We start from the raw sequence: 20,593 nt of genomic DNA, 5'->3' as shown, positions 1-20,593 counted from the left end.
CTTTCGGATGATATGTATCCTAAAATCCGAAATGCATGTCCGTTCGTCCGGAAATGGTGCGGCGCACAACGCCGGGCGAGACGCTGGTGATACGCTTGAACGCGCGCGCGAACGATGCCTCGGACTCATAGCCCAAACGAGTCGCGACCTCGGCAACCGACATGCCGTTTTGCCCCAACAATTCTCGGGCAAGCTGCATACGAAGACGGGCGAGATAGCGTGCCGCGCCTTCCCCCAAAACAGCGCTGAAACGCTCGGCGAAAATCGAGCGCGATTGCCCTGCAAGGGCGGCGAGGCTTTCGAGGGTCCAGTTATGGCCGGGGTCCCGGTGCATGGCCGCCAGGACGCGGCCGATATGGGGGTCGCGGATGGCGGCGAGCCAGCCGGTGGTCGGGGCTCCAGTGCAATTGACCCAGCAGCGGATGAGCCGGGCGGTCAGCAGGTCCGCCATCCGCGACAGGATGGTGGCGCTGCCCATCTGGGGTTGCGCGGCCTCAACCGTCATTGCCGCCAGCAAGGGACCGACGATCGGGTCGTTGCCGGCCACGTCGCAGCCCTTGATGATCGGCGGCATCAAAGTGATCAAGGGGTTGAGCGCACAGGCACCCAGGGCCATAGAGCCGCAGAAAAGGGTGCTGGTCGCCCCCGTTCCCTCCCGCACCACTTCGCTGACGTTGCTTCCCAGCTTGGTCACGTGGCAACCCTTGAGCGAGTCGCCCACAACGTCCGGCGCGCTGGCCAGCCGATGGGCGATGCCTTGCGGCAACAGCACCAGGTCGCCATCGCGCAACTCCTGCCAGCCCTGCACTTCGGTATGGATCCAGCACGGGCCCTGGCTGACAAAGTGAAAACGAAGCAGCGGTTGTTGCGGAAAGGCGATGCTCCATGGATGCCGGAGCTCACAGCGGCCATAATTGACGCCACTCAAACGAAAGTCCTGCAGGACTTCGCTCAGCGCATCCATCGGGATATGTGGCGGTGAAGATGGTCGGGACGAATTATCAGGCATTGGTCTAATATATATGCTGAACGTCCGGCAGGCAAGTGGGGTGGTTGTTCTAAACAACCGCTTTTCCAGTCACTATTCACAGGGCAAGGTTTACCCATAGCCTTTGCCCTACTTCCAGCGCGTAAACTTGTCATGCAGACAATTGGATGCTTGCAGCGTATGCGGCTGCAGCGGTAGTGAGCGCTCTCAAAACATGGGTAGCAGTGTACGCTCTCAAAAGGTGACAAATGCCTGAAGTAACGAGTCTGCTTGCATTCGGATTAATTGCCTTTGGTATGGTTTGTACCCCTGGCCCCAATATGATTTACCTCATATCCCGATCAATCTGCCAGGGCCCGAAAGCGGGATTGATTTCCCTGGGGGGTGTAGCGCTGGGATTTGTTTTTTACATGCTTTCCGCTGCGCTTGGCATTACGGCACTCGTATTTGCGGTGCCGTTTGCCTACGAGGTTTTGAAATTTGGCGGAGCAATTTATCTCGGTTGGCTTGCTTGGAACGCCCTCAAGCCGGGTGGACGCTCGGCATTCGTTGTCCGAGAACTGCCAAAGGACACATCACAGAAACTGTTTGTCATGGGTTTTGTTACCAATCTCCTCAATCCCAAGGCGGCGGTTCTGTATCTGTCTCTGTTGCCGCAGTTCGTAAAGCCGGAGCTTGGAAGCGTGTTCTTGCAGTCAATCAGCTTCGGTTCTACGCAAATTGCCATAAGCTTGACCGTCAATGCCATGATCGCCGTTACTGCTGGTTCGATCGCAGCATTTCTTGCCAATCGTCCATTTTGGATGACGGTTCAGCGCTACCTTATGGGAACTGTTTTGGCTGGCCTGGCTATTCGAATGGCCACGGAAGCACAAAAATAGATCTGAAGGAACTGAACGCGCAGACCCAATGTTGCTTCAGATGTCTGCTGCAGAACACCTACTGGCTTGCGGACAGTGTCGGTGAGAGGCAACTCCAGTGGCCGTCAGCACCGAGCTTTATGACAACCGCAAGCAGAATTTTTTGCACCTCGATGACGGCCCGCGTCGGCGGATGGTCGGCCGGCATGTCGAGAACGAGGCGGCGGGTGAGACCGGGGCGTGTGAGAGCGATGGCGGAGAGAGTTCCGTTTTCTTGCTCGGGATGGACCGCCCCGCGCCCGAGGATCGTCAGTCCGAGACCCGCGCGAATGGCCGCCTTCGTGCTCGCCACACCTTCGATTTCGCGCACGATATTAAGTTCCCGTCCGGACATCAGAGCCTGCCGTTCAAGTAGTATGCGAATCCCGTGGCGACGCGTGGGCAGGATCAGCGGCAGGCCGAGGGCATGTTCCACTGTCACTTCCGCATCGGGCGTGAACTGCCCTGACGGGCCAACGATGTAGAGCGTTTCTTCGAAGAGAGGTAAGGATGTCTGCTTGGCGACACTGTCGAGGGTGACCGCAAGATCGTGGACACGCGTATCCACCGCTGCCCGAAGCGTCTGGCTGTCACCTTCGCTGATCGTGAGGCGAATCTTCGGAAATCGCTGGGAGCATTCTTCGATCACGGGAATTGACAGCGTCGGGCATATCGAACTCAGAATGCCGAGTGAGACGTCGCCGGTTGGATATTCTGCCCGTTCTTTTGTCGCCGCTTCTGCCTGTTCCAAAGCACGGAGGATCGCTTGTGCATGGGACAGCAGCGTTTGTCCCGCCTCGGTGGCGACCACTCCGCGCGGCATCCGCTTCAAAAGCTGCACGTCCAACTTCTCTTCGAGCGCGCGCATATGCGAGCTGAGCGCAGGCTGCGCAACGCCGAGTTCGTTGGAGGCGCGTGTAAAAGACCCCAGTTCGGCAATCTTGGCAAAGTAGCGCAATTTCAAAAGATCGAGCGTCATCCGGTGCTCCAAATTTCATATATCGTATCGATATACATTATATCTTCAATATATATTTGTTTGAATATCTTCTTCTGATTAAAACGGCCAGACAGCGAGAGGGTGCGCTGTGGAGGAGGAACAAAATGAACCTGAATCTATTTCTGGCTGCCGCGGTTTTTACCGGTGCTGCCATTCTTTCGACCATCGGCTCTGCTGAACAGCTCAATGATATCAAGACTGCTGGAATTCTGAACTGCGGCGTGCTGACGAACTCACCGCCGCTCGGCTTTCAGGATGCCAAGACGCGCGAACCCGCTGGATATGAGATCGAGCTTTGCGGCATGTTTGCGAAGTACATCGGTGTCAAGCCGCGGCTCACCCCGGTCTCGCCACAGACCCGCATGGCCGAGCTGACGCAAGGTCGCGTGGACATTCTGGCTTCGCTTCTCAGCTACAGCAAGGAGCGCGCGGAACAGGTGGATTTCAGCGGTGCCTACATTGCGGAAGATTTCAGTTTCGTGGTGTTGGATGCTTCGCCGATCAAGGTGGTGGACGATTTGTCTGGCCAGCGCATCGGTCTTGTCAAAGGATCCGTGCTCATTCCCTTGACTGAAAAGAGACTTCCCGACGCCCGCGTCCTTTCTTTCGAGACGAGCGCCGCGTCGTTCCTTGCGCTCCAGCAGGGCAAGGTCAAGGCGACGGTCTACCGCTATTCCGAGGGCAAGGCCGTTCAGCGGAATGCCGGTAACGAGATCAAGGCGCTGCGCTTCCTTGATGAGCCACTGTTATCGATGCCGTCCGGTTTCGCCTTTCGCAAGGGCTCGCCTGAGCTCGTGAAGACGGCCGACGAATTCCTGGCAAGCATCGAGAAAAGCGGTGAGGGACAGAAATTGTACGACAAATGGCTTGGCAAGGACTCGGATCTGAAGGCGACGCGAAAGTTCGAGTTTGGCAAGCCACAGTCGACCTGGTTCGCGAACTGATCCTCAGACCAAAGTGAGCTTGCAGCATCATGGGATACCACCTCGATTTTGGTAAAGTCCTGCAGGGTGAGTATCTGGATCTCATCCTGCAGGGCATTCAGACAACGATGGTTCTATTCGTCCTGTCGTGGATTTTCGGGTTAGTGCTTGCAATCATCCTGACCGTCGTTCGGGCTGTCAAGTTCCGGCCGACACAATTGCTGGTTGCTGCTTTCGTGGAATATCACCGGAATGTTCCGATGCTGATCCAGTTGTTTGTCTGGTATTTCGGGTTTGCCGTCGTGCTGCCCGATGCCGTTAACGAGTATCTGAATGATATCGGGGCGGAGATCGGCTACGCGATCGTGGCGCTGGCGCTGAACAAGGCCGCCTATATGTCCGAAGATTTCCGCAGCGGCATGCGCTCGATCCATCCTGCGCAGATGGAGGCGGCCCGTTCGATCGGCTTGACCTATCTGGGCGCGATGCGCTGGGTCATTCTGCCCCAAGCCTGGCGCCTGGCGCTTCCAGCCCTTCTGGGGCAGACGCTCATCCTCTTCAAGGGCACCAGTCTTGCTGCAGGCATCGGCGTTGCGGAACTGAGCTATCAGGCGCGTTATATCGAAGAGCAATCGTTCCGGATTTTCGAGGCCTACGGGATAGCGACGGCAATCTATATGCTGATCTCCTTTGCCATCATGTGGCTCTCCGCTGTCTTGTCCGATCGGTTTCGGTTGAGGGTGAAGTAATGCTGGAAATCATTCGCGAATACGGTCTCATGCTGCTGATCGGCGAATATCCGCATGGGAAGCTGGGCGGTCTTGCCCTGACGCTAATCATTTCAATCGTGAGTCTTGCCGTCACTTTCCCCTGCGCCATTCTGATCGCGCTGGCAAGAACCGGCCAGTCGCGCCCGCTCAAGGCAATTGCAAGCGGCTTCGTGCACAGCGTGCGCGCCATTCCGCTGTTGATGTTGATCTTCTGGGCGTATTTCGCGCTGCCGATGGCTATCGGCTTTCCAATCGACGCGACCTATACGCTGATCATTGCGATCGTTGTCTATCAAGCCGCTTATCTCGGAGAGATCATCGCGGCCGGTATTCAAGGACTGCCCAATGGGCAGGTGGAAGCAGCCAAAGCGCTCGGGCTCGGTTATGTCCCGACAACTTTCCGTGTGATCCTGCCGCAGGCGATTTTCAATGTCATTCCGGGCATCGTCAACCAGTTGACGACTATCATCAAGGAATCATCGCTTGGATCGATCATCGCCGTGTCCGAGCTTTCTTACGTTATGCTGCAGGTCAACTCGAACGAGGTGACCAAGCCGCTTCAGATCTTCGGGATTCTGGCTGCCACATATTTCATCCTCTGCTTTGCACTGAGCCAGGCAACGAACTGGCTGGAAAGGCGGATCGCGAACAGGCGAACGGGGCGTGTGCTCGTGGAGGTGATAGCATGATCGAGTTTCAAGGTGTTTCCAAGTGGTTTGGACCCCTTAAGGTCATCAAGGAGATTTCCGCTACCGTCGACAAGGGAACGACCATCGTGTTGTGCGGGCCTTCGGGATCGGGAAAATCGACGCTGGTGCGGACAGTGAACCGGCTGGAGTCAATCCAGGAAGGGACGATCACCGTAGGCGGCATGGATATCAATGCCAAGTCGGTCAACGTGAATACGCTGAGAACCGGCATCGGCTTCATCTTTCAGCAGTTCAACCTGTTCCCCCATCTGACCGTCATCGACAACGTCATGCTGCCCTTGCGCCGAATCCACAAGCAATCGCGCAAGGAGGCGTTGCCTGCCGCACTCCTGATGCTCGAACGTGTGGGGCTGGCGGACAAGGCGAACTCACTTCCTGCCGACATTTCCGGTGGTCAGTCTCAACGTGTCGCGATCGCCCGGTCGCTGATCCTGAAGCCGGAGGTGCTCATCCTCGATGAGCCGACCAGTGCGCTCGATCCCGAGATGGTCAGCGAAGTGCTCAAACTGCTTCGCCAGCTATCCGGAGAGGGCATTACCATGATGTGCGTGACCCATGAAATGGGCTTTGCCCGAGAGGTCGCTGACCGCATCTGGTTCCTGAAGAACGGTGCGCTGACCTTCGATGCCAAACCGGAGCTGTTCTTCTCCTCGGGGACCCACCCGGATGTGCGGGGGTTCCTCTCCTCCATCCAGAAAAACCACTAGAACCAACACACCAAACAGAGGCTGTCATGATCCATATCAAACAGATACCCGAACGCCCGAGCCCGGATGCCATCGAGGCGATCGCTAAATTCTCGCCAGCGACATTGCATGAGGCGCAGGGGCGCAGGGGCGCTCTTTCCTCGCGGTTGAAGCCTGTCGACTATCGGATGAAGTTGTGTGGCCCGGCCTTCACAGTGAAATGTGCGCCACGCGACAACATCATGCTCCAGCTTGCGATCAACTACGCCAAGCCGGGTGATATAATCGTGGTGTCCGCCGGCGACTATGAAGAGGCGGGATCTTTTGGCGATGTTCTTGCCAATGCCTGCCTTGCCAAGGGCATCGGTGGTCTGGTGACCGACACTGGCGTTCGCGACACTCTACAGCTTCGCGACCTCGGCTTTCCGGTGTTTTCCCTGAGTGTCTGCATCAAGGGAACGGTCAAGGAAACGCTTGCGGCCGTGAACGATCCGATCACGATTGGTGACGAGCTGGTCTATCCTGGCGACATCATTGTTGGTGATGCTGACGGGCTTGTCGTTGTTCGACGGGATGAAGCCCTTGCCGTGGCCGAACTTGCCCAGGCGCGTGAGGATGCCGAAGCCGGATATATCGCTGCCTACAAGGCCGGCAAGTCCGTCATCGAGGTCAGCAATCTTGATCCTGTTCTCCAGGCCAAGGGCCTTGTGGTCGATCTTTAGTCTGCAGCCCCCGTTCGGGGATATCGTGAAGAAGAACCGTTGCAAAGTTCCGCCACGAAGAAAAGCGAACGCGTCGGTTCCGCATGTTGGCAGCGCGTTCCCGGCAAATAGCAAATCGCGTCTCAGCAGATCTCGTCACATATATGCGGCGTCGAGGTTCACCTGATCTGACATTTGCCTGTATGGCTTGTATCAAGGTGGTGCAAATGTCAAAATCGGACCACGAGTGAGAGTGCGCCGGAATGAACCAGGTGGAATTGAGCGATAACGTCTCGGCCGATGCGAGTGACCCCTACGCCCGCAGGACACAAACTTTTCCGCAGCTCGACAAGGGCATGATGGAGCGCGTTTCCGCGTTCGGATCCGAGACCTCAGTCACCAAGGGCACGGTTCTGTTCAGTCGCGGCGAACGCCAGACGGATTTCTTTCTGATAAAGTCTGGCTCCATTGAGATACTTGATCTCGGCGGCGATGGCTCAAGCCGGGTCCTGGCGCTGCAGGGGGAGCGGGAATTCACCGGAGAACTCGACCTGTTCAATAGTCGGGAGAATTTGGTGACGGCGAGGGCGGCTGAGGATTCACATCTTATCCGCGTTGAGCGGGATTCGTTCCTGCGGATGATGTCGGCGGAGCCGGATATCGGTGAAATCATTACCCGCGCACTTATTTTGCGCCGCGTCGGCTTTATCAAGCACGGTCAGGCAGGCGTTGTGTTGATAGGGCCGAGCCACGCTGCTGACACGCTGAGATTGCAGCGCTTTCTGACGCGCAACGGTTATCCCCACCGGTTGGTCGATTCCGACGTCGATCCCGAGGCGAAGGAAATGGTCACTGCGTTGAAAATCTGTGCCTTGTCGCTGCCTGTTATCGTTCCGCCAGGGAAAGCGGTCTTGCAGAATCCGACAACGAGCCAACTGGCGGATGTGCTGGGGCTGACAGAAATCATTGATCCGGCCGAAGTCTACGACGTCATGGTTGTCGGTGCCGGACCGGCCGGCCTCGCCTCGGCGGTCTACGCCGCATCGGAAGGATTGAAAACGATCGTGATCGAAGGGGTAGCCCCAGGCGGGCAAGCAGGAACAAGCTCGAAGATCGAGAATTATCTCGGATTCCCGACTGGTATATCCGGGCAGGCTCTGGCAGGCCGTGCACAGGTTCAGGCCCAGAAGTTCGGCGCGCGCCTGGCCATTTCCCGCATGGCTGTCTCCGTCGATTGCGACAGGTCGCCTTACCGCGTCCTGCTCGATGACGGACAAACCGTCTCCGCGCGGGCAATGGTCGTTGCCACCGGAGCCCGTTACCGCAAGCCGGACCTGTTGAACCACGAGCGGTTTGAAGGGCAGGGCATTCACTACGCGGCCACGGCAATGGAAGCGCAGTTGTGCCGGGAACAGGAGGTCATTGTTGTCGGCGGCGGCAATTCGGCCGGTCAGGCGGCGATGTTCCTGTCGCAATGGGTCAAACATCTGCACATTCTGGTCCGGGGGCAGGGTTTGAAGGAGACAATGTCGGACTATCTGATTCAACGCATCGAAAAATCACAGCGCATCTCACTGCACGCGCACACTGAAATCACGGCTATCGACGGTGACAGATACCTGAACACGGTGACCTGGACCGATCGTATGACTGGACAGAGCGAAACCAAAAATATCTCGAATATCTTTATGATGATTGGAGCTGCACCAAACACGGAATGGCTCAATGGCTGTGTTAAGCTGGACAAGTCCGGGTTTATTGAGACTGGACTCATGGCCGGAGTTTTGACCAGCGGCTCTCCCTTTGAAACCTCGGCGCCTGGCGTATTCGCCGTTGGCGATGTTCGGGCGGGATCGGTAAAACGGGTGGCGTCAGGGGTAGGGGAAGGATCAGTCGTGGTGCAAGCCATTCACCAGTATCTCAAGCAGGTTCCGGACGCCAAAAATCGGTAGGCAGAAATTTGCGATAAGCATATTGGCATGGAACGGTTGGGTTCGCAGCAATTGACTGACGCCTGTCGGCGTCAACCGCGCCGTGGAACTGCCGACGGGCCAGCGCGCGCGTAACGGCGATCCGCTGCTCATGATCGTGGGTACCAAGGCGGTCACATCGCGGATAGCGAGTGAAGCGTTCTATGAGGCTGCGTGACCTGAAAGAAGTAATGGTTGCGCGTGGTATCTGGATGCCCTGTGTCAACGATGCCTGGCTGTGTCGGGTCATTGCAACTGGCGTTGCAAAACTCGGCAAAGCACGCTCTTTCGACAGATAACCGAAAAATCTTCTGCGCCGCGATCCGTTTTAATCCTTCGGGTCGTCCTTGGTGTATCCGAAACAGAAGGAGATATGCCATGTCCGACGAATCCGTCATTTTGATCAATCTGCTGAAGGTTAAACCCGGGAAGCAGGAGGCGCTGATAGCGCTCTTGAAGCAGAACATCGATACGGTGGTCCGCATGCTCCCCGGATGGAAGACAACCCGGCTGATCGCGGCAAAGGACGGCGCCGGTGTGGTCATTTACTCCGAGTGGGAGAACCCGGCAGCCGTCGAGGCAATGCGCAGCGATCCGCACATGCAAGCCTATTTTCCGAAGATCATCGAGTTGGCGAGCTTGGACTCGGTCATGGGCTCGGCGGTGTTGAGCGAAGTCCGGTGAGGGTGAACACACAAGTAAGTTTGTGCCACACAATTTACAAAGGAGAACCGCAATGGCCCGGATGGTCGTGATTTACCGGACACCGAAGGACGTAGAGGCATTTGATCGACATTACTTCGATATCCACGTGCCTCTCGCCAAGAAGATTCCGGGTCTCCGGAAATACGAGGTCAGCGACGGTCCCATCGCGACACCGCTGGGAACCCCTGATATCCATCGGATTGGAACCTTGTATTTCGACGACCTTGCGGCGATCGAAAGGGCGTTTGCAAGCGCGGAGGGACGGGCAGCCGGGGAGGATCGCCGGATTTTTGCGCCGGATGACTCGGGCGTTCAAATGTTCCTCTTTGACAACAGAGAGGTTTGAACCCAGCCGTGATATTGGTATCCAATCCCTGGCGGAACAGAGTGGAAGCACTATAGGTCTCGACACATGAATACGGACGAATTCGAGGATCGACTGAAAGCGCTGCGGCCGCGGCTTCACCGCTACTGCGCGCGTATGACCGGTTCGAGTGTGGACGGTGAGGATGTGCTGCAAGATACCCTGATCAAGGCCCTGCGGGCGCGCGCGGAAGGCACGATTGTTGAAAATCTCGAAGCCTGGCTGTTCCGTATCGCCCACAATACGAGTTTGGATTTCCTGCGCCGACGCTCCCGCAGCAACGTTGTCTCGCTCACCGAAGATCTGGAAGATGCAATGATGCCCGAGGCGGATATCGTCGCGGTCGGCTTTCAAACGTTTCTGCGACTGCCCGAACTTCAGCGCTGCGCCGTGATTCTCAAGGACGTCCTTGGCCACTCGGTCGAAGAGATCGCGGCGATCGCCGGCAGCACGCCGGCCGCGGCCAAATCGGCGCTTCAGCGCGGGCGTGTAGCGCTGCGGCAACTCGCGCAGGCGCCTGAAGATACCCGGTTACCGCTGATGTCCGATCCGGACCGGCGGAAGATCACAGCGTATGTCCATCTGTTTCGAAGCGGTAATTTTGATGCAATCCGCGCCATGCTCGCCGATGACGTCAAGCTCGATCTGGTGAACCGGCTCGAATGGAAAGGGCGTGACAAGATTGGCCTTTATTTCACACGCTATGCGGAAGAGACGAAATGGCGGTTCGCCTTCGGTGCGGTTGAAGGGCAGCCGGCCATGCTCGTCTTCGACAGCACCGGCCCGATGGACAGACCTGCGCATTTTGTCCTGATCGGCTGGTCGGATAGCCGGATTATCGAGATCCGCGATTTCCTGTTCGCGCCCTATGTGCTCGAAGGCATAAATTGGGTGCAGTTGGGCTAAACGGTTATGGTCGAGTTCCAACCCCAACCGGCGAGGCTATCAGCGATCCGGCCATTTGCTGCACGATCTCGTGCCGGCGGGTTTACTTCATGCTGCCCAGAAATAGCGAACGATGTGAAAGAAGACCGGTGCGGCGAAAATCAAGCTGTCCGCCCGGTCGAGCATGCCGCCGTGCCCCTCGATCATGTGGCCCCAATCCTTGACGCCGCGGTCGCGCTTGATCGCCGAAGCAACAAGTCCGCCGAAAAATCCCATAATGCAGGCAAGTCCCGCCATGAGCCCGGCTTGCAGGACGCTGAATGGTGTCAACCACGTCAGCGCTGCGCCGAGCAATGATGCGCTGACAATGCCGCCGATCAGACCCTCCCAGGTTTTGGAGGGAGAGATTTTCGGTGCAACCTTGTGTTTGCCGAAAAGCTTGCCGAACACATATTGCAGCACATCACTCCCCTGAACAGTCGCGATCAGGAATGCGATCAAAAGCAATCCCTTGCCCTGAAAACCGGGGATGGAAAGTGTGAGCAGGGCAGGGACATGGCTGATGCAATAGACCGACAGCATGATGCCCCATTGCTGTTCGCTCACGCGCTCGAGAAAGCGCTCCGTATCGCCCGAAATTGCCGTCAAGGCGGGCATGGCAAGGAAGCAGTAGACCGGCACAAAGATGGAATAGAGCCCATACCATTCAATCCAGAGAAGGTAATATTGGATAGGAATGATGACGAGGAACATGCCGATGATAATACGATGATCGCCGCGCCGCGTATGGGTGAGCGTCACATATTCACGCAGCGAAGCAAAGGAGACAAAGGCGAACAGGAAAATGACGCCATTTTTACCGAAAAGAAAAGCGACGGAAATGCCGCCGATCATGATCCACCACGCCTTTATGCGTGAATTGAGGTTCACGAGCGTTGATGGCAAGACCTCCGCCGTGCGCCGGCTTTTCCACGTAAGCATTGTTGCAATGGCACTGGCGAACGTGAGCACGCCGAGCAGGCCGAGAAAGAGCCAGACCGTTTCAGCCATGATTGAGTGCTTTCTGATGTTCCGGCGAAAGATCGAGCAGAGATTGGCGCGCCCTTTGAAGAAACTCTTTCCGGTCTTCATTTGGTTCAAGTGCGATTGGCGAGCCAAAGACAACGCGGCACAGGAGTGGGACTGGCAGGAAGGTACCTTTCGGCAAGACGCGTGACATATTCTCGATCCAGCAGGGAATAAGCTCCACGTCCGGCCGGGCCACAGCAAGATTATAGAGACCGGAGCGGAAGCGCAGCAACGGTTCCTCGGTCATGTTGCGCGTGCCTTCGGGAAAGACAATGAGTGAGCTTCCTTCCTGCAATGCATCGAGCATGACGACCATCGGATCCTCCGAACGCTCGACCCAATTGCGGTCAACCAGCACGGTGTTCAGCAAGTCCTTGGCGAGAATGTTCCGCAATTTATTGCGCTTCCAATAATCGGCACCTGCAACGGCACGTGTGCGCTGCCGCTCGCGTGGCGGCAGGCTGGAGGAAAGCAGAATAAAATCGCCATGACTGCAATGGTTCGCAAAGAAAATGCGCTGCCGGTCCGAAGGCGCGCATCCCTGCCAGATCGGGCGCACGCCCGTAATGCCGCGAGCCAATCCGGCCAGCACCATGGCGGAAATTCGCCTTAACGTTTCTCTTGCATTCATATGCGCCCCCACAACCCATAGGTTGTAATTACAGCGAATAGAACAAGAAAAAATGTAAAAGCAAGATGCAGTTTCAACAAGAGGCGGTTTGTTGCAGCCATGACGTGATCGCTGCTACCTTGGCGTGCAATCGGTCGGCGAGTGCAGAGGCCTGTCCATTCATCTTTGTTTCGTCTCTTGAGCAAAAAGCAGCATGCCTTCCGTCAGATGAATACGCCTGCCCCCGGCTTCGATTTTTTCGATTGCTTCGGCTGCGGTTTTGACATCGCCATACTGCAAAAGCCAAACGGCGATTGCTGCCGCACTGCGCTGGAATCCAAGCGCACAGCAAACGAGAACGGGCCCCTTGCGCCGGGCAAGTTCGATGGCGTCGGCCGCGTTGCGCAATTCATCGTGTCGAGGCGAAACGAGATCAAGCGCCGGGAACGACAGCCATGCAATCTCCACGCCGGAAGGCTTTGCCAGTTCGGCGGTCAGGTCAATGACGGTCATGAATTTCGATAGTTCAGATACCCGCGGCAGCCGCCCCAAATGCACGTTCTTGCCAATGGCAACAGAGGGCGGGAGCTGGCGTGTCCAGATTCGGCTGTTGACAATGGCACCCAGGCGGCAAGGGGCCAACAGCCATGTGCTGGCGAGGGAAAGCGTGCCGTCAGCGCACTTCTGAAAGACGGCGGTGCCCGCACCGAAATAGCCGATTGATACAAGCAGGAGGGCCAGCGCCGGCCACAGGAAAAACAGGAATGCCGCCGATGTCGGCGTTCCGATAATTGTCGCAAGCAAGAAGATCAGACTGGCCATTGCATAATAGGTGCCAATGCGCCGTGCCTTGGGATCATCGGTCAAGCGGAATGCGGCCACGGGTGAGGGCATGTGTGCCGGGAAGAGCCAGAGAGCAAAAAGACCCAAAAGCAGACCGGTGGGGATATCGATAAAATGATGCTGATAGGTCGTGAGAACGGAAATGCCGATCAATGCACACCAGAGATGCCAGATCCAAAGAACAATGCCTGACAGACGAACGCGCCAATGCGTCCAGATAATCGCCAGGAGAGCGATATGTAGGGAGGGCGCCTGGTTGAAGGGCTTGTCGAAGCCACCCAGCATATCGAACAGGAAGCCTGATGCGCCGCTGGTCGGCGGCTTGTGGAAGATGACGGTCAGGGGAAACGCGATGAAGCAGGTAACCGCGATGATCTGTGCTGTCAGGTAACGCTTCGCCAGGCGATCGACCTCAGCAGTCGTATCGTTAAAGAACAAGGAAAGTCCGTAGAACAGGTTGATCGACCAATAGGGGAAAATGGTCCAGGCAATGAAGGGAATGGCTTGTTCCCAGGCAAAGGTGATATTTGGAACGTTCTCCCGCTGCGAGGCAAGCCAATTGGCTGTCCCATAGGTCGCGTAGAACAATGGTGCGAGGCAGATGAGCCAGATCAGTGCACGTTTTGCGACGGCCCGGTTCAAGCGCGTCTGTGCGACGGTGTTTTCGGTCATGTGCGCTCAGCGATGGAAACAGTGAATATGCCCCATTCATCAACAAGCTGGTCGATCTTCCTGAAACCCGCTGCCGCAACCAGCTGATCCATTTCAGCCTGCGTCCGGCGGCGCATGACCCATGCTTCGCCGCCACGGTGCGAGGTGAGCGCACGTGCAATCATTTCCAGTTGCGGATGCCACGGCTGGTTGGTGTAGATCAGCAAGCTGCCGGATTGCATCGACGTTGCAAGCCCGCCAAGCGAGCGCTTTATAAGCGCGTTGTCGGGAAAGAGTTCGTAAAGGCCGGATACAATCGCAAGATCGGGCGCGGGTTGGATTGCAGCCAGTTGTTCGGCATCGAAAGCATCCGCCTGATGAAAGCTCGCTATATCCTGGATGCCTCTCTCGGCGATGGATTTGCGTCCGGCATCGACATTGATCGGCGCATAGTCCTGCAGCCGGACGCTTGTCGGCTTGACTGCGGATTTGGCAATCGCATCGAGGACATAACGGCCATGACCGGCTGCGATATCGAGAATATGTGTCGTGCGGCCGGCATCCTGCAGTCTTGTCAGGGCGAAGCCGATAAGCTCTTGCAGATGCAGCTTGCGCTGACGAATGCCCCGCCAGCCGATCGCATTCAGGAATTGCTTGTCGATGAGCCTGCCGCCCGGTCCCATTCCCCTCGGTTCGTTCTCATAGACATAGTCGAGGGTTGAGCCGGAGTCGAAACCGGTCTCTACGCCTGTTTTCAGTCCCTTCGAGAACAATGCACTGAAGCGGATGGACGAGCGGTAGATCGCCCAATAGAGACCTTTCAAGGAAAGCAGGTCGTGCGGGGATGACAGCATGTCCTGTTCATCGCGGGTAAAGCCCGTCTGATGGGCGTTCGTTACATCCAGCGGCTCCGGTTCTGTGTCGAAGCATGCAAGAATGAACCGGCGCGCATGTGCCACGGCAATTGCGCGCTCCTTCTCGCCAAGAGTGTCGTGGTAAAATCCCCTGAGCACGTGGCGCTCTTTGAGGGGGTGGGCCAGATTTTCATAGAAGCGATGCTGGGGCCCGTGCCGGACGACCCAGTCACTGCCGGAGATAAGTAACTGCGTCGGTACGGTGATCGCGCGGGCATCCGCGACCACTCGTTCAGCGTTTGTATAAAGATCGAGCAGTATATTCGATGCGATGGCCCGCGTGACCAACGGGTCATTGTCGAACGACGCGATGCGCGCGGGATCATGGGTAAGAAACTTGGCCTTGACGTAGGAATTGACGAAGAATTGTCCTTTCAATTTCTGCCAGAGCCAGATGCCTTCACGAGCGAATGGAACGTAGAGTTTCACACTGAAAGCCGGAGAAGCCAGTACAAGCGCCCGGATACGCGGCGCATAGTCATGGACCCACGTTGCAGCGAGCACGGCACCTACCGACTGGGCGATAACAGCAATGTCCTCAATGGCAAAACCGCCGGTTCTGCATATGTGCTCTACGAAACTGTCGAGATCGCGCACCGATGCTGCAAAGGATGGGGAGTAGCCGCGTTCGCCCGGTGAACGGCCATGGCCGCGGGCATCCCAGGCATAGAAAGTGAAATCGCCAAGGCCAAGTTCCTCAACCAGATGTGCAACGCGTCCACCATGTTCGTGGCCACGATGCAGAAGAATAATTGCACCCCTCGGCTTTCCCGATCTGGCCGGCCATTTCCGATAGAAAAGTTCGGTCCCGTCGTCGGTGGGAAAGGTACTTTCCTCTACTGCATCTGATGCCGCAGGACTGGAGGATGGATCTGTCGACATAGGCTCGCTCCGGAAGCAGAATTGATTTTCAGGAATTGGCGCGGCGTAGGCCCGCACGAACACGATTCACGGCGGTGACAACGGATAGCAGGGCCATGAGGGGAAAAACCCAGCCGAACCATGAGGGCAGGATGATGCCACTACCGATAAGCGCGGCTATGATGCCGAGAGCCAATGCGCGGTCGCTTTTTCCGAATGGTCCGTCATAACCACGCCCGCCGCCGGTCATGACCCCGAGCACGCCGGCATATTCGGCAATCATCGCTGTGACGGCAAAAGCAACCACCCCTGCAGTGGCAAACGGTGCAACAAGTGCGAATGGAAGGATCAAGGCCACATCCGAAACGATATCACCAAGCTCATTCAGATACGCGCCGAGTTTCGATGCCTGTCCGAATTCACGAGCCATCATTCCATCAATGGCATTGAGTGCCATGCGGACAAAAAGCACCAACGGCAATAGCCAGAAAAGCAACGCATTCTCCGGGAAAAAAGCAATCAACACACCCGCTACAACCGAGATGATTGTTGCGGCGATGGTCACCTGATTTGCGGTGGCGCCAGCGGAAACGAGTCCAGCAGCCAGGGGACGGAGCAGGTTCTGAAAAGCTGGTTTGATGGAATAAAGCGTCGGCATGAAATCTCCCCATGGTTGTGCTTAATTTCACCACTCAACAGCTTGTAGCAGAAAATCCACTTCGGACTGGTTTTCCTGCATGAGATATTTGTTTCGGAAATGAAATCACTTCCGAGTCTATCATAAAAGCCGCTGATTTAACTCCGAGAGCGGGCGCCTTTTCTGTCGCGATGATGTTACCGACTTCCTTTTTGGCACATCGAAGCCGCTAGTGAGGGTTTCAGCACATTGTTCCTCTCAGCCTTACGACCCAAAATCAGGCCCATTCTTCAATTTTTGTATTGATAATTGACATCCAAAACGTTTTGGAAAATTATACCGCACACTTCTGGGAGGGGGCATGTCCAATCTGAAACAACTTGCGCAATCGCTCGGCCTATCCATCACCACGGTATCGCGGGCGCTTGACGGTTATTCTGACGTCTCGGCCAAGACAAAGGCGCGCGTGCTCGAAGCTGTGGCCAAGACGGGATATCAGCCGAATGCTTCAGCGCGGCGTCTGCGGCGGCAACGCGCTGAACTTGTCGCAGTGACGCTTCCAACTGCCCCGGGTCATATCGGACCACCGCATTTTCTCGATATCCTCTCCGCATGCGCGGAGCATCTGGCCATTTCGGGCCTCAACCTTGTCATTGCACCTGTCCCGCGCGGGCAGAGTGAACTCGAAATGTGTCGGCGCTTCATCGACGGACAGCGGGTCGATGCCATGCTGCTTGTCCGTACAAGGCGTCATGATGAGCGCGTGGAATTGCTTCAGTCACGGGGCGTCCCGTTTGTTACACATGGCCGGACGGAATCGGCGAAACCGCATGCATTTCTTGACGGTGACGGCTTCTCCGGCTTTCGGGATGCCACACTGCGTTTCATTGCCGATGGCCATACACATATCGGGCATGTGGCGGGGCCTCAGGAATTTTCCTTCGCCCATCACCGGCGCTTGGGGTGGGAGGATGCCCTTCGCCGGGCCGGGCTTGCATCGGAACTCATGGCTGAAGGCGAACCCACTGAGCATGGCGGATATGCCGCTGCAAAGGCGCTGATGAGCGGTCCCGTCAAACCCACAGCCATTCTTTGCGCAACCGATGAAATGGCGGTCGGCGCATTGCGGGCATTGCGTGAAGTTGCTGGCGGCAACACCGTTTGTATTACCGGACATGACGACTTGCCTATGAGTGCTTTTACGGATCCGCCACTTTCGACCATGCGCGTGACTGGCGAAGACATTGGCGTTCGCATCGCTTCTCTGCTGTTGCGTGCCATCGATGGCGAGGCGCCGGAATCCCTCCAGGAAATACACCCCATCGAATTCATACCGCGCGCCAGTCATTGCCGGTCGCAACGGCTGGCCGACAATGACGCAGGCATTCACGAATAATAATGGAGGAGAAGCAATGAAACGATCCCTGCTTATCGGGCTGCTCGCGGCCTCTGGCTTTTTGACTGCTACCGTCGCCAAGGCCGAAACAGTTTTTCTATCAACCCAGCTGCGTCCCATTGAAGAGGCAACGGCCGTGCGCAATGTGATCCTGAAGGGTCTGGCCGCCCCCGTGGAGTATGTCGTTGAAGAACCGCCACAATTTGCCGTGCGCATGGAAGCCGAGCGCCAGGCGGGAAAACATACAATCAGTCTTGTCGGCGCACTTCATGGCGAGTTGTCCCCCATTGCATCGAAGGACGGCTTTGTGCCGCTTGACGACCTGGCTAAGCAACTTGCCGACAATGGCATGCCAAAGGCACTTCTTGATCTTGGAAAACTCGGTAAGGACAAACAGCAATATATCCCGTGGATGCAGGCCACCTATGTGATGGCGGCCAACAAACAGGCACTCCAGTATTTGCCTGCGGGGGCTGACATCAACAAACTGACCTATGATCAGCTCATTGAATGGGGTCAGAAGATGCAAACCGAGACCGGACAACCGCGTATCGGCTTTCCCGCTGGACCCAAAGGTCTGATGGCGCGCTATTTCCAAGGATATTTCTATCCGTCCTTTACGGGCGGTGTCGTTCGCCCATTCAAATCCGCGGATGCGGCCAAGGGATGGGAAAGCTTCAAAAAGCTCTGGGCTGTCGTCAATCCCAATTCCACCAACTACAATTTTATGCAGGAGCCCTTGCTTGCCGATGAAGTATGGGTTGCCTGGGATCATATCGCCCGGCTGAAAGAAGCCGTCGCGTCACAGCCGGACCAGTACGTGATCTTCCCTGCTCCGGCTGGCCCGAAGGGGCGCGGCTACATGCCTGTCGTGGCTGGCTTGGCAATCCCGCAAGGGGCACCTGATGAAACGGGAGCCAAAGGCGTCATCGAACATTTGGTCAAACCGGAAACGCAAATTCTCACGGCAAGGAATGTTGGCTTCTTTCCAACGGTCGACGCAAAACTTCCGGCGGATATTGAACCGGGCATTGCCATGCTGGCCGCCGGCGTGCAGGCAACGCAGCAGGCACCCGATGCTGTCATTTCACTGTTGCCGGTGGGTCTTGGGGATCGCGGTGGCGAGTTCAACAAAGTCTATATGGATGCATTCCAGCGGATCGTCATTCGCGGGGAACCGGTAACCGATGTCTTGAGCCAGCAAGCCGCGAGCCTGAGCAAACTGATCGGTGATACGGGCGCCCCTTGCTGGGCACCGGATGCACCAAGCCAAGGTTCCTGTCCCGTCGAATAATATCATTGGACGTGCACACTCCCCGAGAAGTTGATCATGCAGAACGACAAGTCCTGGATTCCCTATGTCCTGATCGCGCCCTGCGTGATCTTTCTCGCGCTGCTCTTTCTTTTGCCGTTGGTCCAGACAATCTGGCTCGCGATTTCCGAAGGCGGCATGCCTTCTCTTGCCAATCTGCAAACCATGGCGGGGGATTTGAACTTTCGCTCGGCCATCCGCAACACGTTCCTGCTGACACTTGCGGTTGTACCGATCCAGATCATGATTGCCCTGGCAATGGGTTCCATGGTCGCCAAAGTTGGTGCCGGCCGCGAAACCATTCTCTGGATATGGACAATTCCACTTGGCATTTCCGATCTCGCGGCGGGCCTCGTCTGGTTGTCGATCCTGCAGAACAGTGGCTATCTGAACAGCATGCTGTTCACTCTTGGTCTCATGGAGAGGCCGGCCAACTGGCTGTCCTATCAGACGCCGATAGCCTTGTTTTTTGCTATTGCTGTCGCTGAAATCTGGCGTGGCACCGCCATTGTCATGGTCATCATTGTGGCAGGTCTCAATCAGGTGCCAAAGGAATTTGGCGAAGCGGCGGAAGTCTTCGGCGCGGGCCGCTGGACGCGGTTTTTCCGCATCACATTGCCCTTGATCAAACCTGCTCTTCAATCCGCATTGATCCTCAGGACAGTTCTCGCCTTCGAGGTTTTCGCCGTGGTCTATGCATTGGGTGGAAGCAACATGCCTGTGCTTGTTGGCGAAGCCTACACCTGGCAAAACCAGAACCAGAATTATGGCGTAGCTGCAGCCTATGCGGTGCTGATCATGATCATCTCGCTGGCGGCCACGTTTGTGTATCTCAAAGCCGTCAGGGTTGATCCGGAGCGCCTGCCATGAGCACCAGCTCCCAACCGTCAAGCTTCGGTTCGGCCCGGTCTGTTCTTCTTTGGAGCGGCATCGCGGTGCTTTGTGCCTGGGTTCTCGTCCCGATCTACCTGGTAGCACTCGGCGCGTTTGGCGGGCGAGGCGGGGTCTATCAATGGCCGAAAACCGCTTTCCCGGCCGGTGTTTCTTTCGAGCCGTTTCTGCTCTTTTTGAAAACCGAAGGCGTGGCCGGCGCTTTCATGAACTCGCTTGGCGCAGCGGCGGTCACCGTTGTCCTGTCCGTTCTGATCGGAGCGCCTGCCGGTTATGCGCTCGCCCGCTACAATTTCAAGGGCAAGGACAGCTTTCGTCTACTCGTGCTTCTGACCCGGGCTTTTCCACTCGCCATCCTAGCCCTGCCGTTGACCGTGTCCTTCATTCGGATCGGCCTTTACGACACCATCATCGGTGTCGGGCTGGTGCACACGGTTTTGGCCCTGCCCTTTGCCGCTCTCGTCACGCAGGGCATTTTCATGGGTGTACCACGAGAACTCGAAGAGGCTGCATGGGTGTTCGGTTGTTCGCGTCCCCAGGCCTTTTTCCGTATTGTTGCACCGCTGGCACTGCCGGGACTTGCCGCAACGGCGGTCTTTGCCTTTGTCATTTCCTGGAACGAGGTCTTTGCCGCCTCCGTTTTGACAGTCCGGCACCGTACACTGACGGCTTATCTTCTGACTGTTCTCGCTGAAAGCCCGCTGCACTACCGCTTTGCCGGTGGCCTGCTGCTTATCCTTCCCTCCGTCATCTTCATATTCGCGGTCCGGCGCTACCTGTTCGCAATATGGGGTATTTCCAGCAAATAA

The 20,593-nt window shown here is 56.7% G+C and carries 21 protein-coding genes; 14 read left to right on the top strand and 7 right to left on the bottom strand.

Features of this window, described 5'->3' with window-relative positions; all coding sequences use genetic code 11:
• Nucleotides 1-19: 19 nt before the first annotated feature.
• The gene (locus J1W56_RS17110) at nucleotides 20-1,009 is read right to left on the bottom strand and encodes an AraC family transcriptional regulator (RefSeq protein WP_223614499.1); all 990 of its coding nucleotides are present in this window, start codon (nucleotides 1,007-1,009) and stop codon (nucleotides 20-22) included.
• Between the two features lie 227 nt (nucleotides 1,010-1,236).
• Between J1W56_RS17110 and J1W56_RS17105 the strand changes: the two genes are divergently transcribed.
• Nucleotides 1,237-1,869 (top strand): LysE family translocator, encoded by a 633-nt coding sequence (locus tag J1W56_RS17105; protein ID WP_223614498.1) that lies wholly within the window; start codon nucleotides 1,237-1,239, stop codon nucleotides 1,867-1,869.
• Nucleotides 1,870-1,927: 58 nt separating this feature from the next.
• Here the strand turns inward: J1W56_RS17105 and J1W56_RS17100 are convergent, their stop codons facing one another.
• On the bottom strand, nucleotides 1,928-2,866 hold the full coding sequence (locus J1W56_RS17100) for a LysR family transcriptional regulator (protein WP_223614497.1): 939 nt from the start codon (nucleotides 2,864-2,866) through the stop codon (nucleotides 1,928-1,930).
• 56 nt (nucleotides 2,867-2,922) lie between these two features.
• Between J1W56_RS17100 and J1W56_RS17095 the strand changes: the two genes are divergently transcribed.
• The 9 genes from J1W56_RS17095 (at nucleotide 2,923) to J1W56_RS17055 (ending at nucleotide 10,622) form a co-directional block, all read left to right on the top strand.
• A complete protein-coding gene (locus tag J1W56_RS17095) occupies nucleotides 2,923-3,831 on the top strand; it encodes a transporter substrate-binding domain-containing protein (protein WP_223614496.1) in 909 nt (302 codons plus the stop codon).
• Nucleotides 3,832-3,860: 29 nt separating this feature from the next.
• Nucleotides 3,861-4,559, top strand: coding sequence for an amino acid ABC transporter permease (locus J1W56_RS17090; protein ID WP_223614495.1), 699 nt, complete (start codon nucleotides 3,861-3,863; stop codon nucleotides 4,557-4,559).
• Entirely contained in the window at nucleotides 4,559-5,269 is a 711-nt protein-coding gene (locus J1W56_RS17085; protein ID WP_223614494.1) for an amino acid ABC transporter permease, read from the top strand. Before J1W56_RS17090 ends, J1W56_RS17085 begins: the two co-directional genes overlap by 1 nt.
• Nucleotides 5,266-5,997, top strand: coding sequence for an amino acid ABC transporter ATP-binding protein (locus tag J1W56_RS17080; protein WP_223614493.1), 732 nt, complete (start codon nucleotides 5,266-5,268; stop codon nucleotides 5,995-5,997). Before J1W56_RS17085 ends, J1W56_RS17080 begins: the two co-directional genes overlap by 4 nt.
• Nucleotides 5,998-6,023: 26 nt before the next feature.
• Complete coding sequence (locus tag J1W56_RS17075) at nucleotides 6,024-6,698, top strand: 4-carboxy-4-hydroxy-2-oxoadipate aldolase/oxaloacetate decarboxylase (protein WP_223614492.1); 675 nt, start codon at nucleotides 6,024-6,026, stop codon at nucleotides 6,696-6,698.
• Between the two features lie 242 nt (nucleotides 6,699-6,940).
• The gene (locus tag J1W56_RS17070) at nucleotides 6,941-8,629 is read left to right on the top strand and encodes an FAD-dependent oxidoreductase (RefSeq protein ID WP_223614491.1); all 1,689 of its coding nucleotides are present in this window, start codon (nucleotides 6,941-6,943) and stop codon (nucleotides 8,627-8,629) included.
• Between the two features lie 396 nt (nucleotides 8,630-9,025).
• A complete protein-coding gene (locus tag J1W56_RS17065; protein ID WP_223614490.1) occupies nucleotides 9,026-9,331 on the top strand; it encodes a putative quinol monooxygenase in 306 nt (101 codons plus the stop codon).
• A gap of 52 nt (nucleotides 9,332-9,383) precedes the next feature.
• Complete coding sequence (locus J1W56_RS17060; protein ID WP_223614489.1) at nucleotides 9,384-9,698, top strand: EthD family reductase; 315 nt, start codon at nucleotides 9,384-9,386, stop codon at nucleotides 9,696-9,698.
• A gap of 66 nt (nucleotides 9,699-9,764) precedes the next feature.
• Nucleotides 9,765-10,622, top strand: coding sequence for a sigma-70 family RNA polymerase sigma factor (locus tag J1W56_RS17055; RefSeq protein WP_223614488.1), 858 nt, complete (start codon nucleotides 9,765-9,767; stop codon nucleotides 10,620-10,622).
• A gap of 87 nt (nucleotides 10,623-10,709) precedes the next feature.
• Here the strand turns inward: J1W56_RS17055 and J1W56_RS17050 are convergent, their stop codons facing one another.
• The 5 genes from J1W56_RS17050 to J1W56_RS17030 all read right to left on the bottom strand — a co-directional run bounded on the left by J1W56_RS17050 (nucleotide 10,710) and on the right by J1W56_RS17030 (nucleotide 16,206).
• The gene (locus tag J1W56_RS17050; protein WP_223614487.1) at nucleotides 10,710-11,651 is read right to left on the bottom strand and encodes a phosphatidate cytidylyltransferase; all 942 of its coding nucleotides are present in this window, start codon (nucleotides 11,649-11,651) and stop codon (nucleotides 10,710-10,712) included.
• Entirely contained in the window at nucleotides 11,644-12,300 is a 657-nt protein-coding gene (locus J1W56_RS17045; RefSeq protein WP_223614486.1) for a lysophospholipid acyltransferase family protein, read from the bottom strand. Before J1W56_RS17045 ends, J1W56_RS17050 begins: the two co-directional genes overlap by 8 nt.
• 159 nt (nucleotides 12,301-12,459) lie before the next feature.
• Nucleotides 12,460-13,794 (bottom strand): phosphatase PAP2/dual specificity phosphatase family protein, encoded by a 1,335-nt coding sequence (locus tag J1W56_RS17040; protein ID WP_223614485.1) that lies wholly within the window; start codon nucleotides 13,792-13,794, stop codon nucleotides 12,460-12,462.
• Complete coding sequence (locus tag J1W56_RS17035; RefSeq protein WP_223614484.1) at nucleotides 13,791-15,569, bottom strand: bifunctional alpha/beta hydrolase/class I SAM-dependent methyltransferase; 1,779 nt, start codon at nucleotides 15,567-15,569, stop codon at nucleotides 13,791-13,793. Before J1W56_RS17035 ends, J1W56_RS17040 begins: the two co-directional genes overlap by 4 nt.
• A 28-nt stretch (nucleotides 15,570-15,597) precedes the next feature.
• Nucleotides 15,598-16,206, bottom strand: coding sequence for a CDP-alcohol phosphatidyltransferase family protein (locus tag J1W56_RS17030; protein WP_223614483.1), 609 nt, complete (start codon nucleotides 16,204-16,206; stop codon nucleotides 15,598-15,600).
• A 340-nt stretch (nucleotides 16,207-16,546) separates the two neighbouring features.
• Here J1W56_RS17030 and J1W56_RS17025 point away from each other — a divergent pair, with 340 nt between their 5' ends.
• From J1W56_RS17025 to J1W56_RS17010, 4 genes are read left to right on the top strand one after another with little or no spacing between them, the layout of a single operon-like run.
• Entirely contained in the window at nucleotides 16,547-17,581 is a 1,035-nt protein-coding gene (locus J1W56_RS17025; RefSeq protein WP_223614482.1) for a LacI family DNA-binding transcriptional regulator, read from the top strand.
• 16 nt (nucleotides 17,582-17,597) lie between these two features.
• A complete protein-coding gene (locus J1W56_RS17020; RefSeq protein WP_223614590.1) occupies nucleotides 17,598-18,875 on the top strand; it encodes an ABC transporter substrate-binding protein in 1,278 nt (425 codons plus the stop codon).
• 36 nt (nucleotides 18,876-18,911) lie between these two features.
• The gene (locus J1W56_RS17015) at nucleotides 18,912-19,763 is read left to right on the top strand and encodes a carbohydrate ABC transporter permease (protein WP_223614481.1); all 852 of its coding nucleotides are present in this window, start codon (nucleotides 18,912-18,914) and stop codon (nucleotides 19,761-19,763) included.
• Complete coding sequence (locus J1W56_RS17010; RefSeq protein WP_223614480.1) at nucleotides 19,760-20,593, top strand: carbohydrate ABC transporter permease; 834 nt, start codon at nucleotides 19,760-19,762, stop codon at nucleotides 20,591-20,593. The genes J1W56_RS17015 and J1W56_RS17010 overlap by 4 nt, the downstream gene beginning before the upstream one ends.

It is taken from the genome of Phyllobacterium calauticae (genome assembly GCF_019991125.1).
GTDB classification, from domain to species: domain Bacteria; phylum Pseudomonadota; class Alphaproteobacteria; order Rhizobiales; family Rhizobiaceae; genus Phyllobacterium; species Phyllobacterium calauticae.
This window is presented reverse-complemented; position numbering and strand designations above follow the sequence as displayed.